15 protein-coding genes and 2 pseudogenes are annotated in these 13,351 nt (G+C 64.5%); 3 read left to right on the forward strand and 14 right to left on the reverse strand.

All coding sequences use genetic code 11. From position 1 onward, the window contains the following. Both J1M43_RS00050 and J1M43_RS00055 read right to left on the reverse strand, forming a co-directional pair. Positions 1-218 (reverse strand): annotated as a pseudogene (locus J1M43_RS00050) (heavy metal translocating P-type ATPase); the annotation flags it as partial. After that, complete coding sequence (locus J1M43_RS00055) at positions 215-622, reverse strand: metalloregulator ArsR/SmtB family transcription factor (protein WP_051513712.1); 408 nt, start codon at positions 620-622, stop codon at positions 215-217. The pseudogene J1M43_RS00050 and the gene J1M43_RS00055, both read right to left, overlap by 4 nt. A gap of 47 nt (positions 623-669) precedes the next feature. Between J1M43_RS00055 and J1M43_RS00060 the strand changes: the two genes are divergently transcribed. Beyond that, positions 670-870 carry a hypothetical protein gene (locus tag J1M43_RS00060; RefSeq protein WP_036299925.1) on the forward strand — a complete coding sequence of 67 codons (201 nt, stop codon included), beginning with the start codon at positions 670-672 and terminating at the stop codon, positions 868-870. Between the two features lie 202 nt (positions 871-1,072). On the opposite strand, the gene J1M43_RS16580 is transcribed toward J1M43_RS00060, so the two are convergent. The 8 genes from J1M43_RS16580 to J1M43_RS00100 all read right to left on the reverse strand — a co-directional run bounded on the left by J1M43_RS16580 (position 1,073) and on the right by J1M43_RS00100 (position 7,778). Next, positions 1,073-1,756, reverse strand: a complete 684-nt coding sequence (locus J1M43_RS16580) for a phosphatase PAP2 family protein (RefSeq protein ID WP_307823182.1) — start codon at positions 1,754-1,756, stop codon at positions 1,073-1,075. A gap of 486 nt (positions 1,757-2,242) precedes the next feature. After that, positions 2,243-2,758 (reverse strand): PepSY domain-containing protein, encoded by a 516-nt coding sequence (locus tag J1M43_RS00070; protein WP_141880424.1) that lies wholly within the window; start codon positions 2,756-2,758, stop codon positions 2,243-2,245. A gap of 186 nt (positions 2,759-2,944) precedes the next feature. After that, the gene (locus J1M43_RS00075) at positions 2,945-3,814 is read right to left on the reverse strand and encodes a cell wall metabolism sensor histidine kinase WalK (RefSeq protein WP_206475279.1); all 870 of its coding nucleotides are present in this window, start codon (positions 3,812-3,814) and stop codon (positions 2,945-2,947) included. Between the two features lie 80 nt (positions 3,815-3,894). Then, the gene (locus J1M43_RS17035) at positions 3,895-4,575 is read right to left on the reverse strand and encodes a response regulator transcription factor (protein WP_206475280.1); all 681 of its coding nucleotides are present in this window, start codon (positions 4,573-4,575) and stop codon (positions 3,895-3,897) included. A 33-nt stretch (positions 4,576-4,608) separates the two neighbouring features. Then, the gene (locus J1M43_RS00085) at positions 4,609-5,184 is read right to left on the reverse strand and encodes a hypothetical protein (protein ID WP_141880423.1); all 576 of its coding nucleotides are present in this window, start codon (positions 5,182-5,184) and stop codon (positions 4,609-4,611) included. Next, the gene (locus tag J1M43_RS00090) at positions 5,181-6,152 is read right to left on the reverse strand and encodes an ABC transporter permease (RefSeq protein WP_141880422.1); all 972 of its coding nucleotides are present in this window, start codon (positions 6,150-6,152) and stop codon (positions 5,181-5,183) included. Before J1M43_RS00090 ends, J1M43_RS00085 begins: the two co-directional genes overlap by 4 nt. Beyond that, positions 6,145-7,044 carry an ABC transporter permease gene (locus J1M43_RS00095; RefSeq protein ID WP_206475281.1) on the reverse strand — a complete coding sequence of 300 codons (900 nt, stop codon included), beginning with the start codon at positions 7,042-7,044 and terminating at the stop codon, positions 6,145-6,147. Before J1M43_RS00095 ends, J1M43_RS00090 begins: the two co-directional genes overlap by 8 nt. Beyond that, entirely contained in the window at positions 7,041-7,778 is a 738-nt protein-coding gene (locus J1M43_RS00100) for an ABC transporter ATP-binding protein (protein WP_036296862.1), read from the reverse strand. Before J1M43_RS00100 ends, J1M43_RS00095 begins: the two co-directional genes overlap by 4 nt. A 464-nt stretch (positions 7,779-8,242) precedes the next feature. Between J1M43_RS00100 and J1M43_RS00105 the strand changes: the two genes are divergently transcribed. After that, positions 8,243-8,404 (forward strand): hypothetical protein, encoded by a 162-nt coding sequence (locus tag J1M43_RS00105; protein ID WP_185740470.1) that lies wholly within the window; start codon positions 8,243-8,245, stop codon positions 8,402-8,404. 44 nt (positions 8,405-8,448) lie between these two features. Here J1M43_RS00105 and J1M43_RS00110 read toward each other — a convergent pair whose 3' ends face one another. Both J1M43_RS00110 and J1M43_RS00115 read right to left on the reverse strand, forming a co-directional pair. Then, complete coding sequence (locus J1M43_RS00110; RefSeq protein ID WP_206475282.1) at positions 8,449-8,601, reverse strand: hypothetical protein; 153 nt, start codon at positions 8,599-8,601, stop codon at positions 8,449-8,451. After that, positions 8,598-8,978 (reverse strand): annotated as a pseudogene (locus tag J1M43_RS00115) (HAD-IC family P-type ATPase); the annotation flags it as partial. The gene J1M43_RS00110 and the pseudogene J1M43_RS00115, both read right to left, overlap by 4 nt. Before the next feature lie 191 nt (positions 8,979-9,169). On the opposite strand from J1M43_RS00115, the gene J1M43_RS00120 reads away from it, so the two are divergent. Continuing rightward, positions 9,170-10,315, forward strand: coding sequence for a hypothetical protein (locus J1M43_RS00120; RefSeq protein ID WP_206475283.1), 1,146 nt, complete (start codon positions 9,170-9,172; stop codon positions 10,313-10,315). 199 nt (positions 10,316-10,514) lie between these two features. Here the strand turns inward: J1M43_RS00120 and J1M43_RS00125 are convergent, their stop codons facing one another. Together J1M43_RS00125 and J1M43_RS00130 are read right to left on the reverse strand one after the other, a co-directional pair. Continuing rightward, positions 10,515-10,892 carry a hypothetical protein gene (locus tag J1M43_RS00125; RefSeq protein ID WP_206475284.1) on the reverse strand — a complete coding sequence of 126 codons (378 nt, stop codon included), beginning with the start codon at positions 10,890-10,892 and terminating at the stop codon, positions 10,515-10,517. Positions 10,893-11,608: 716 nt separating this feature from the next. Next, positions 11,609-13,351: heavy metal translocating P-type ATPase (locus J1M43_RS00130; RefSeq protein WP_206475285.1), on the reverse strand; the 1,743-nt coding region annotated here is incomplete at its 5' end.

The following is a 13,351-nucleotide window of genomic DNA, read 5'->3' on the forward strand; positions in this document are numbered from 1 at the left end:
GGCTCCCACCCGCCCGCAACATATCCGAGAAGGTACAGTGTCCACCACACCGGCTCCGGGGCACCGGCCACCTGCAGCGGCCACGCGATCAGAAACAGCAACAGAGCAAGAGCCGCCCACCGCACCTCGGGCAAACGTGCCCCGGTGACGAAGATCGATGGTGGCTTCGGCAGTGCCCGGCCCCCAGGGCGCAGCCCCGGTTCGGTGAGGATGCTCATACGTCCGCGCTCTGAAGGCGCGGTTCTGCGGAGGCGGTTTCTACCGTGGCCGCCTCCGGGTGGTGGTGGCGGGGGGTGCCGCCCAGGGAGTGCTCGGCCTGGAAGATCGCATCTCGGACCAGCTGCGACGCGTGCTCATTCTCCAGCCGGTAAAACACCCGGGTCCCGTCCTGCCGGGTCGAGACGATACGCGCCAGCCGGAGCTTGGCAAGATGCTGCGACACCGACGGCGGGGCCTTATCCACCATCTCCGCCAGGTCGTTCACGGAGAGCTCCCCGGCCTCACGCAACGCCAGAATCAACCGCACGCGCGTCGCATCGGCAAGCATCCCGAAGATCTCAACCGCCAGCTCGACGAAGTCGCTCTCGGGCATCCGACCACAAACCTTACTATCTGCATTCATGCGTAGATAATAGCATTTTCGTTGGATCGACGGGGTACCGTCGAAGGATGACCATCAAGACGTACGTTGCGGTATTGCACGATGGACCGACACCCACCGATGCGGGGCAGCCCGTTCTGTGCCCGTTTCAGCCGGACGGCATGCCCAAGCCCGTTATCGATCACGAGGGCGTGATCTATCGCCTGAGCGACACACAGAATGCACCGGGCACATTCGACTACCTGAAGACACCGGCGCAGCCGCGCTGAAGATCCTCGGCCTTCGCGAGGGTCCGTAGTCAGCTGAGTCCCTCAACCGGCTGTGGCCTTATCGCCAGGCAACGCGAGCGGTTGCACGTGGAGAATCCTGTCCGTGAAGACGATGAACGAGCCTCGAGATCGCATGTGAGACCGTTTGGAGCCGATGAGGCGGGCGATGTCCTCAGTGGTTTTTTCGATCGTGCCGTCGGCGTCACCTTCTCCGCTGCGTCCGATGCGCGCCTCGAACCAGGGAGGGGCTTGGACGAGACCCGTCGGGATCTTGCTGCTCGTGCAGGACGCGAGCGGTGAGGTAGAGCTGGTGTGCGGTGATGACCAGAGCGAGCCAGGCAGCGCCGAGCATCCAGGCACCGAGGACGTCGGTTGCCCAGTGGTGTCCGAGGTAGATCCGATCGATGCCTGTGGTGAAGGCGAAGAGTGCGGCGGTGGCGATCGTGACGGTCTTGGCCCGGAAGGTCGTCTGACGCAGGATGAGCAGGTAGGCGATCACCCCTATGACTGTCACCGCGTTCAATGTGTGCCCGCTCGGGAAGGATGCCGAGTGTTCATACGGGGGCACCGCATCGGCGAGAGGAGGCCGGTCGCGTCCGAACAGTTGTTTTCCTACGACCGTCATGAGGAGCGACCCGCCGCCGCTGGCGACGATCAGGATCACTGGCGTCCAGGATCGGCGATGGATCGAGAGAATCGCCATCGCAGCGATGGCGATGATGGGCATGCCAACGGGACCGGCGATATGGGTGTATCCGGTGAGGATCACGTCGAGAAATGGCGATCGGAGGGAAAGAACGAAGTCGAGCAGGGGGCGGTCGAGACCGGCTACCCCATCTGCGTCGGTGATGTTGTCGTACACCTGGGCGGCAGCGACGCTAAGCACGAGAACGAGAATCAGCCCAAACGCCAGGATTAGGATCAATGCACCGTTCGGTCCGAGTCGTTCGCTGACCGTGCGCACACCATGGGCGAGGCGACGCCACACTGAGTTACTCCGCCGTGGAGAGATCCGGCTATCGTGTGCGATCTCACCGGGATCTCCGTGATCAGGCTTTTCGGCTCGAATCATGCCGGGCTCCAATCGATAAGGGCCTTAATCCTGTGACACGTTCTCACGATCGGCCAAGAGCCTGCGGCGAGGCTCCCGCAGACCAACCTCCGACCTCCGGCCGACAACCTTCCCGGATCGGCAATCGTATACCGGGTACGGCGGCTCTCTGGCAACACTGTCCTGCCGCTCCATCACATGACGACGTCACGGAGGTGCCGCGCGATCGCAGACCAGATGCAGCCGGGCGGCGTCAACGACTCGAGGGTCTGCGCCGGCGCAAATGCCGGGCGCAGACCCTCACGGTCGCAGGCGACGCAATCAGTCCGAGGTCTCCGAGTCTGCGGTGTCTTGTGCGAGAACTGTTCCGTCGCCGGCATCGATCTTGACATCGATGACGGTGCCGTCGGCGGTGGTGACCTCGATGCCGTAGACGACGAACCCGTTCTCGTTCTCGAGCTGTGCGGCGGCGGCCGTCCCGGAGACCGCCTTCAGTGCGACCGCAGTGGCCTCCTCTGGCGTGACTTTCGCGAGGCTTTCCAGGGCGGTCGACTGTGCAGCTTCGGCAGCGGAGTCATCCGCCCCTTCTGCGCCTTCCGTCCCTTCCGCAGCTTCTGCGCCTTCGGCGCCCTTGGCGCCGTCGGCTTCCTCGGTGTCGGCTGTGCCGTCGTTTGGAGCGGGGATGGTTCCGACGTAGCCGGGGTCCTGCTCGCTGTTGGTGGTATTTGCCGGGGCGCTTGCCGCGCCGGTAGTGGCGACGGCCACTCCGGTGCCGCCCAGGGCGAGTGCGGTGACGAGTGCGCCGGTGGCGATCGCCCGCTTGGCTGTTGTCTTCATGCTGTTCTCCTTCGCGGTGTCGTTCACCGCCGCAGTGGCGGTTGCGGACTGTCTTTCGTTGAAGGTCGAGTGAGTTCTCGACTGTGAATACAGGCTAAGAAGAAGGCGATGAGATGAACGTGAGAGCGCCAGAATTGCCTCCGGACCGTCGCCCGTTGGCTCTGTCGGTGGACCATCCGTTCGCGGTCAGCGCGTGGCGGTCGGTATTTTGAAGGTGAGCGTGCTGCCGCGCCCGGGCCAGGATTCGAGAGCGATGGAGCCGTCATGGGCCTGCATGATCTGCTTTGTCAACGCCAACCCCAATCCGTGCCCCGGGGTGGTTCGTGATGTTTCGGCACGCCAGAACCGGTCGAAAGCATGGACGAGTTCTGCGGGAGTCATTCCGATACCGTCGTCGTCAATCCGGATCACGGCTGCACCCCCGTCGCCGCGGGTGGTACTGAGGGTGACAGCGCCGCCGGGGCCGCTGAACTTCACTGCGTTGTCGAGGACGTTCCCGATCGCGCGCGAGAGGAGTTCGGCTGATCCGCGCACCGGTAGCGGGGGCCCAGTGTGGAGGGCGATGTGAACATCGTCGCGGCGGCCCGCAGCAGCGACGACCAGCTCCGGAAGGATCTCATTCAGATCGATCAGGGTGAAGCTGTCGGAGAGTTCCGCCTTGCTCGTGCGGGACAGTTTCAGCAGGTCCTCGGTAAGCCGGATGAGCCCACCCGTGGCCGTAAGTGCGACAGTGATCGCTTCCTGATACTCGGCGGGTGTACGGGAGCGACTCAGAGCCAGTTCGAGTTCCCCCTGGATGACGCTGAGCGGGGTGCGCATCTCGTGGGAAGCACCATCGACGAACTGCTGTTGTCGTTCGAAGCTGACCCGGATCGGTTTCAGCGCCGAACGTGCCATCAGCCAGCTGAACAGCGGGATGACGACGAGGAGGCAGGCATAGAACACGATCAGCGCGGTGCGCAGCAACGCGAATCCTTGCTCCGCGGTATTAACTGCGCCTTCGCCATCGCTCTCGGCGGCGTCGAAATCGAACGTTCCGGTGACGAACGTGTACACGCCGATCGCGAAGATCGCGAAGATCGCCAGCTGGATGACCGTGTACGCAACGGTGAGGCGGATCGTCGCACGGCGGAAGATCATTCGTCTGCCGCGATCAGATAACCGGCGCCCCGGCGAGTCTCGATGATGTCGGATTCACCGGGCGTGGACAGCTTTTGGCGAAGGTAGCGGATGTACGTTTGCACGACGTTGCTGAACCCCTCGTAGTTGCTGTCCCAGGCATGGTCGATCAGTTCGGTGGAACTGATGATCGTACCTGCGTTGCGCATCAGGTACTCCAGGACCGCATACTCCTTGGGGGTGAGGTCGATGGTACGCCCATCGCGGATCGCCGTCTGTGTGGAGGGAATCAGGGTGACGCCCTGGGCGGTGAGCACCGGCGGCTGTGCGCGCGGCGCGCGGCGCAGCAGCGCCCGGGTGCGGGCCAACAACTCGACCAGGTGGAACGGTTTGACGATGTAATCATCGGCGCCCGCGTCCAGCCCCGCGACCTTGGAGCGCATCGAGTCCAGCGCGGTCAGCATCAGCACCGGCGTGTCGTGGTTGATCTCGCGGATGCGCCGGCATACGCCCATGCCGCCGTCCGGCAGTCCGGGGAGCATCAGATCCAGGACGACCAGGTCGTACGTGTCGATCTCGAAGGCTTCGATCCCGCCCGGAGCAGTTCCGGCGATGGTGACGGCATACCCGGTCTCAGCGAGGGCGCGGCGGATGACGTCGCCGAGCGCGACGTCATCCTCGACGACGAGAATCCTCACCGGGCACCCGCCTGCCGCAGGCCGGGGCGTCGGTCAGTCGGGCTGTTCACCGGTACCGGCCCCTTTCGATGCGTTCGCGGTAGCGACCTGAACGCCGTCGGCGCTGGCCTGGATGACGAAATCGACCTGGTTGGTGGACGTGCGGTACAGGCTGAAGGTGTTCTCGGGGAAGTGCCCGGGCTCGGTGCCGTTGTCGAAGTACACGGTCGTCTCGTCCTGGGCAGGAATTGTCACGTCATCAAGTGCCATGTAGTACCCCTCAGACTGTTGGGTGGTGACATCGGTCATCTGATAGTAGATCTCGACGTTGGTCAAGGGTGTGCTGGTGCTGTTGGTCAACGTGATCTGCAGCCGGTCATCCATCGCCTTCCCGGTGGCCGGGTCGACGAGGTCCTCCACGGCCGCCGAGGCGATACTCAGACCTGGTGCCGTGCTGGTGTTGCTGATCGGGTTGGACGCGACCGGCAGCACGGAGTTGGAGCCCGGTGTCGCGCTGGCAGAGGCACCGGGGGTCGCCAGGGCGGTGCCGGTGGCAGCTTGGCAGCCGGTGAGGACGCCGGCGGTCAGGACCATTGCGGCGACGAAAGGGATCAGGTTTTTGGTGTTCATGATTGTTTCCTTTGCAGAGCGCGCCGGGTGGTGACGGCGCTGGCGATAGTGATGGAGGCGACGGTCGCGGCGGTGAGCGTGAGGATGTAGGGCAGCATCGCCATCCACACCACGGGCAGTGGTTGTTGGTTGTACTGGCCCTTGATCCCCAGAAACGCGAACGCGATCCGTTCGAAGTGCTTGGTAACCGAGGACACTTCCAGTCCGTTGCGGATGCTGTCGAAGCGTGCGAACTGGGCGAGCACGGCCAGCTCATCCGGTTTCTGAATCTGCAACGCGGCGAACAGCCCGCCCGGGACCTGATTGTCCGGGTCCATCGTGTCGCCGATCTGGGGTATGAGCAGCACGAAGGTCAGCCAGACCAGCAGGCTGATGATCAGTCCGGCGCTGAGCTGCCTAGTGAGCACAGTGACAGCGATCGCGATGGCCGACCAGAACACCAGGTACAACCAGGCGAAGCCGCAACTGACTGCGAGCCGGGCCAGGTCGGTTCCGGTCAGGGTTCCCCCGCCGATGGTGGTGACCGCGATGGCGGAGACGATCGCCAGGCCCAGCACGACCAGTCCCCATATCGTCGCAAGGGCTGCGATCTTGCCGCCGGCCAGCGCGAAGCGCTGCACGGGGCGGCTGAGCAGCAGCGGCAACGTCCCGCGATGCTTCTCTTTCGCAATGGTGGCGTAACCCAACACGATCGCGAACAGCGCCCCGAGGATCTCGAGGTACTCCATCCCACCTCGCAGTAGTTGCAGGGGGAACAGCTGCGGGGCGGCGGGCGTCACACCGGAGCCGCTGGCAGTGACGTCTGCGACGTACAGGGTGTAGGCGTCCAGCTGCGCCCGGAAGTCGGCGGCGCCCACCGCGACCGAGATCACGGTGACGACGGCGAGGAAGCCGATCAGGATGAGGAAAAGGCGGTCGCGGCGCAGTTCCAGGATCTCTTTGCGGGCCACCGTGGCGATGTCAGTCATGAAGGGCACTCCGGATCTTTCGTCGAGGGATCACGGTGATCGCGATCAGGCCCGCGAGCAGGAATATCGCCAGGACGAGGACACCGGCCCCGGCGCTGCCGACCACCAGGTCGTTCTGGAGCAGCACGCTCGCGGTCGTCTTGAACTGTTCAGTGATCGCGAGCGGGCCGGTCAACGCGGACAGGACCGAGAACGAGTCCCCCGCGACGGGAACAGCCGGCACGGGGTTCAGCAGTGCCACAGGCCGGGCGGCGGAGCCCAACTGGGGCAGCACGAATGTGATTCCGCTCCACACCACGAACGGCACAAGGAAGGCGGTGCTCTCGCGGCGGGCGAACAGGCCGGAGATCATCCCGATGATCGCGAAGACCATCAGCAGCAACCATGACGTGCCCGCGAAGCCCACCAGCCGGGCGGTGAGGTCCCCGCCGAGGGGGGGTCCGGTGATGATCGCGATCGAGACCCAGCTGATCAGGGTGCTCACCAGTGACACCGTGGCAAGGACCAGCCCGATCCCGGCCAGCTGCCCGAGCAGACGCGCCTGGACGGCGAGAGGGCGGGTGAGCACCAGGATGGAGGTGCCCTGCTTGCGGTCGCGGAGCGTGGCCTGCGCGCCGAGGACGATCGCCATGAGGCACCCGATCAAGACAACGTAGATCGCCGAGTTACGTGCGTAGTACAGCGGGGCCACGTCAGTGAACGGGTTGGGCGCGGCGGTCAGACCCGCCGCGAGGATGCCCTCATACACGGAGGTGACGGTACGCGTGGTGATCCATCCGATAATCGCAGACACGGACACCATGCCGACGAACACCATCAGTAGCAATAGTGCGATGCGTGCGCGGGTGATGCTGAGCACCTCATGCCGGGCGCTCGTCCAGAAGCCGTTCACGGTGTCCCGGCCCGCTCCAGCTGGAAGAAGATCTCCTCCAACGACTGCTCTTCGGGATACGCCGCCAGAGTGCTCGCGACCGTGTCATGGTGCACCAGGCGTCCTTGATTGAGGATGCCGATGCTGGTGCACGTGCGGGTGACCTCTGAGAGCAGATGCGTGTTCATGAACACTGTCAGCCCGAGTTCCTTGTTCAGTCGCACGATCGTCTCGCGCAGGGTTCGGACGCCCTCCGGGTCCAGGCCAGACGTCGGCTCGTCCAGAAAGAGAACGGCCGGGGCGTGCAGGATCGCCTGTGCGATCCCTACCCGCTGACGCATACCCTTGCTGAACGTGCCCAGCCGTTGGCTGTCGTGCCCCGTGAAGTCCAGGAACCGCAGAACATCCGCGATCCGTGCATCCGGGCGGCGCAACCCCGACAGTCGACCGAAGAACTGCAGATTCTCCACCAGCGTCAGATTGTCGTAGAACTGCACGTTCTCCGGCAGATAGCCGATCAGACTGCGCACCGCCGCAGCATCCGCGATGATGCTCTTCCCTCCGACCACCGCGTCTCCCGACGTCGGCGGAAGCAGGGTGGTCAGCATGTTGACCGTCGTCGTCTTGCCCGCCCCGTTGTGGCCGAGCAGGCCGAAGATCTCGCCCGCCGGGATCTCGACACTCACATCGGTGACCGCGGGTGTGGCCCCGAACCTGCGGCTGAGCCGCGTCAGGACGATCGCTGAATCTCTCATGACAGTGACGTTAGAACCCCGATCATGAGACCAGGATGAGAGACGATCGGCGAGCAGATGTCAGCTGCTTCGTCCACGAGCCGTCTCCGACCGCGACGTGCCGATGGGTGCGATGTCCGCAGCATGGTGGTGCTCTGCATTCGTCGCGGCGGGGCGGCGGATGAGTAGCTGCCTCCTTGGATCGAATATGGGCTGATCTGATCATCGGCGTTGGCCTGCTCGACAGGGACCTCCATCGAAGAGAATGCCCGAGATCCGTCCGCATACAGACGGACCGTCACCCGTCCGGGCGGGGTATCGGATGCGGCGCGACCAAACGCCTCTGTCTCTCAACAGTTGCAGCCTCTTGTGCGTTCATTTCGGCCTTCTGGTGACGCCCGCCCACGAGGCCGAACGACATGACTACGAGCCTCAGCCCGCGACGGCCGACGGCGTACAGTGAACCGAAACTTGGAGGAGAGCCTATGGACCCCTTGTCATTGCTCGCCCTGACCGCCGTCACCATTGGGGTGTTGGCTTACGCCGTCTACGGTGCCGTCCGCAAGGGTGTGCGCGATGGTCTAAAGGACGATCGTGAGAGACTCCGTGCGGAAGAGCACGCCGATCAGAACGGCGAGATGAAGTAGTCCTCACGCCAGTCCTCACCGGTTGGCGAACAGAATGCGAGTTGTTAGGGTCTTGCGAAGAGGTCAGGGAGGACCTCACGAATAAGGGGGGCGAGGTAGCGGACGTTGTCGCTGCTGTAGCCGTGTTCACCGTGGTCGCAGGCCGTTGCGGGTTCAATGGCGTCGGCCATCACGTCCTCCGGGTTCGTCATGGTCATCGGTCGAGGATGGTCCGGGTCGTGGTCTCCGGCCTGAGGTCGAGGCGTCGCAGCAGCTGGGCGTTGAGGGCGACGACGATCGTGGACAGCGACATTAGGATCGCGCCGACCGACATCGGCAGGATGAACCCGATGGGTGCGAGGACGCCGGCGGCGAGGGGGACGGAGATGAGGTTGTAGGCCGCGGCCCACCAGAGGTTCTGCTTCATCTTCCGATACGCCGCACGGGACAGCTCGATCACGGAGAGCACAGAGCGGGGGTCGTCGCTGGCGAGGATGACCCCAGCCGAGGCGATCGCCACATCCGTGCCCGCTCCGATGGCGAGCCCGACGTCGGCCTGCGCGAGGGCGGGGGCGTCATTGACGCCGTCGCCGACGCGTCGGCCCGTCCGGGATCGAGGGTGCGCTCACGACTCCATCATCGGCCGCGACGACCGCGACCGGGGAACTCAAACTCATCAGATTGGTGATCCTTCAACTCGCCCCACGAGGCGGACTTGCTATGAACCGGTGGACTCACTCAACCCTGACACGTAGGGGGCCGCCTCAGAGTTCTAAGGGGGGACTGGTGGACCGACGGTCGACACTGCGCGAGGTTTACGGATCGAGTGATGGTCGCTGGCTGGCACTCACTATGATCGCGATCAAGACACTGACCAGCACAGGGAGCATCGCGATGTGGGGACGTAAGAAGAAGGCGACATCCGTTGGGTTCGGGGACCTCAACAACGGTTTCGTACTCACCCTCAGCGGCGAGGGCGCGAGCAATTCGGGGGTCGAAGCAGCCTTCAACGAGTCCAGAGCACTCCGGCTTGAGGATGGATCCCGCGGGATTCAACTCGGCGATGGCTCGCCGAGTGGACACCACATCATCATGAACGTGATGACCCATGACACCGTCATGATCACGCTCGGCTCCAAACCCGGCGAGCTCGGCGGCGTAATCCTTGGGTATGCCACCCCGACATCACCCCACTGGGAGCAGGTAGTTCACGTGATGAATGAAAGTGGCTCACAGGCAGTGGTGGGGCTTCCTGGTATCGCACGCACGAACCCTGACGGCACTGTAGGCATCTTTGTCATCACGGGGCCTGGCGAAGCACACGGTGGGCAGGAACGCACTATGGATCTGACGCGGACAACGTCAAGTGAGATCGGCGCGGCGCTGGACCGTGCGAGCATCGCCTGGAGCTACGACGAGGATGGCGACGTCAGAGTCCGCTTTCGGGCAGCTCAGGAACCATGGACTGATCTCGTCTTCTACGAGTTCGACACAGACAAGGCCGACTGGTCAGTGCGAGGACGGTTCCTGGGAGCTCAGCGCACGCCGCTGGGTGACGGCTCGGAACGGTGGGATGCTCCCCACGACGGCCAAAGGCCCACCTCTCTCGCGCACAAGGTCGTGGACATCTATCTCATTCCTGAGCCGGGGGGCGTGGTCATACAGATCCATGCGGCAGTTGCGCCTCTGAAACAGCCGCGTCCGATGCACATCACTGTTGTCCCCGGCGACCAACAGATCAGCTCGATTGAGCGGTCCTACCCGCGGTATACGGGCAAGCACAGTGAAGCAGGGTTCTGGTTCTCCGGCGGCGCGACAGGATCGGACGTCGCTGAGGAATACTTCATCGAGATGCTCCGAGAAGCTTCCGGCATTGGCTTAAAGATGTTCGAGTACCAGTTCTCTGGCTGGTTCGTTTCGGCTGACGTCTAGTCATGGGTCGTACCCGCTCGCTGCGGGTGTTGCGACATGGTGATGGGTGAGTTAGCGAAGTCCTCCGGGCAGGCCGGGCACTCGACTCGAGTCCACTCCGATCTACTGTCACCCATCTCCGCCTCCGTTTTCTCCTCGGCATCATGCCATGATCAGATGACGCAGGGCGTGAGAGATCTCGCGGTCAGCAGCACGTGAGCTATCCGCCGGCATTATCGCGGAGCGCGGAGGCGATGGAAGCCGCGGCGAGAGCGTAGTCGCCTTTCTTGCAGGCGAGCGTCATCGGCGCCGCGCGGCCAGCGACGCTGACTCGAAGTCCGCTGCGTGCCGGTGCCAGTTCGACGATGCGCTTGTAGGGCATCTCGACGGTGTTCTTGTCGCCGATGAAGACCATGCGAGTGGTGGTGATGACGAGCTCGCCGACATCGTCGGTGCGGAGCCCGTCGCGGATGCGTTCGCTGGTGGACTGTCCAAATCCGCCTCCAACTCGGACACCGAATGTTCCGACGCTCGCGCCGACGCCGGACGAGCGCGACTCGGGGTGGAAGGACTCGTTGGCGACCCTGCACTCCAGCACGCCGACGACGACCTCGCTGGCCGCGGGCAGGAAGGAGACCTTCGACGCGCGCTTCTGAATGGCCGTGATCGTTCGGCGGAACGCCGGCGGCCCTCGATGTCGATCTGCACACTGAGAGAGTACCGGCCCTGTTCCGGCGGTTCATCGGTGAGCTTTGCGATTGCTCGTGGGCTGGTAGCAGGAAAATATCTCGAGCGGAACAGGAAAGCTGTAGTTGCTTTCCGGGTGCGACAGGCACCATAGCAGGTTGCGCCAACAGCCCACCAAAAAATCGCGGAAACTCAAGGGTTTCCGCGATTTCTCGTTGGCGAGATTTGATCCGGCCATCTAATACCCATCTAAATCCCCTACTGAATGACCCTCTGACCAGTGCTTTGCCCGGTTCACGAGTGTCACCTACGGGTGGTTCCGGTGTCCCGGGAGTACGCGGCGCACCTGGTCTGTGATCCGCCACCCGCCACGCCGCCTGCATCGCCGCAACCACCTCGGAGGTGACGCGATGAGCCGCCCGCGCTTGACGATTGTGTTTTGTCAAGTGGAAGTCGGCCGTTTGAGCGCGGATTTTCCGGCCACGTGTGCATGGTTTCCGGCCGTGTGAGCGCGGCTGGAATCTGTGGCGTGGGCATGATCAGAACGGGTGCGCGTCGTCGGCCATGGCGGGACGTTTCGGTGTCATGGCCGGCCCCCGAGGTCTAGTTCCACCCGCATGCGAGATCTCATGTCCAGGCGCTTTTGCGGAGCAGGCGCAGCCCGTTGAGGGCGACGATGACGGTAGACCCTTCATGGCCGGCCACCGCGAGCGGCAACGGCAATGTGGCGACCAGGTCCCATGTCACCAGCACGGTGATGAAGGTCGCGGCGATGATCAGGTTCGCCACGACATACCGGTGTGTTTTGCGGGACAGGTTGATCACCGCGGGCACCGCGGACAGTTCGTCGCGGATGATGACCGCGTCCGCGGTGTCCAGGGCGAGGTCGGAGCCGTGCCGACCCATCGCGACACCGATACTGGCCGCGGCCAATGCGGGGGCGTCGTTGACCCCGTCGCCGACGACCATCACGGTGGCGCCGTCATCCTCGAGTCGTTTCACCGCCTCGGCCTTATCAGCGGGGAGCAGGCGGGCGTGGACGACACGAATCCCGGTACGTGCGGCGATGTCGGCGGCGGTGCGGTCGTTGTCCCCGGTGAGCAGGTGCACCGGCGACGCTGTGAGGGTCTCGGTTCGCGCGACCGAGGAGGCCGCGTCCGGGCGGAGTGCGTCATCGAGGGTGAGCGTTCCGACAGGTTCACCATCGACCAGGACGTCCACGATCGTGCCGACCGTGCCCGATTCATCAGCCGTCTGCACGACTCGGACCAAGCGCCCGTCGACGACCCCTTCGACCCCGTGGCCAGGGATCGCCCGGAAGTTCGCGGCAGGGGCGCTGCCCTCCGGGACGGCGCGGACGACGGCTCGCCCGATCGGATGCTCGCTGTGCTGCTCGACAGCGGCCGCCAACGCCAGCACCGACTGGCGGGTCTGCCCGGGCCGTGCGGTGACGTCTCTCACGACGGGGGCGCCGTGGGTGAGCGTTCCGGTCTTATCGAATGCGACCAGGGAGGTGCGGCCGAGGCGTTCCATCACGGTCGCGGATTTGACCAGCACGCCGTGTCGTCCCGCGTTCGCGATCGAGGCGAGCAGCGGCGGCATCGTGGAGAGGACCACCGCACACGGGGACGCCACGATCATGAAGGTGATCGCGCGCAGTAGCGCCTCGCGGAAGTCGGTACCGAACCCCAGAGGGACGAAGAACACCAGCAGGGTCGCGGCGACCACGCCGAGGGAGTACCGTTGCTCGACCTTCTCGATGAACATCTGCCGTTGCGACTTCGTCTCCGAGGCCTCGGACACCATCGCCACGACCCGGGCGATGACGGACTCGCTGGCGGGGCGGGTGACCCGGACGGTGAGAGCGCCGGTGCCGTTCACGGTCCCGGAGAGCACATCCTGACCCTCCCCGCGGCGGACTGGCATGGACTCCCCGGTCATCGCCGCCTGGTCGACTTCGCTGATCCCGTCGACCACGACGCCGTCCGCGCCGATGCGTTCACCGGGGCGCACCAGGATCAGGTCCCCGACCTGCAGAGCGGATGTCGGAACATCCTCGAGCTCCTCACGAGCCCCGACGCGGATCAGACGAGTGGCCTGCTCCGGCGTGAGCGACAGAAGGCTGCTCACGGAGTCTGCGGTGCGCTGAGTGACGAGGGCTTCAAGGGCGCCGCTGGTCGCGAAGATGACGATCAGGAGGGCGCCGTCGAACACCTGCCCGATCGAGGCGGCGGCGATTGCGGCGACGATCATCAGCAGATCCACGTCGAGAACCTTGTTCCGCAACGCGGTCAGGCCCGCCCACGCCGGCTCCCACCCGCCCGCAACATATCCGAGAAGGTACAGTGTCCACCACACCGGCTCCGGGGC

The organism is Microbacterium sp. KRD172, from assembly GCF_017168295.1.
Lineage (GTDB): Bacteria > Actinomycetota > Actinomycetes > Actinomycetales > Microbacteriaceae > Microbacterium > Microbacterium profundi.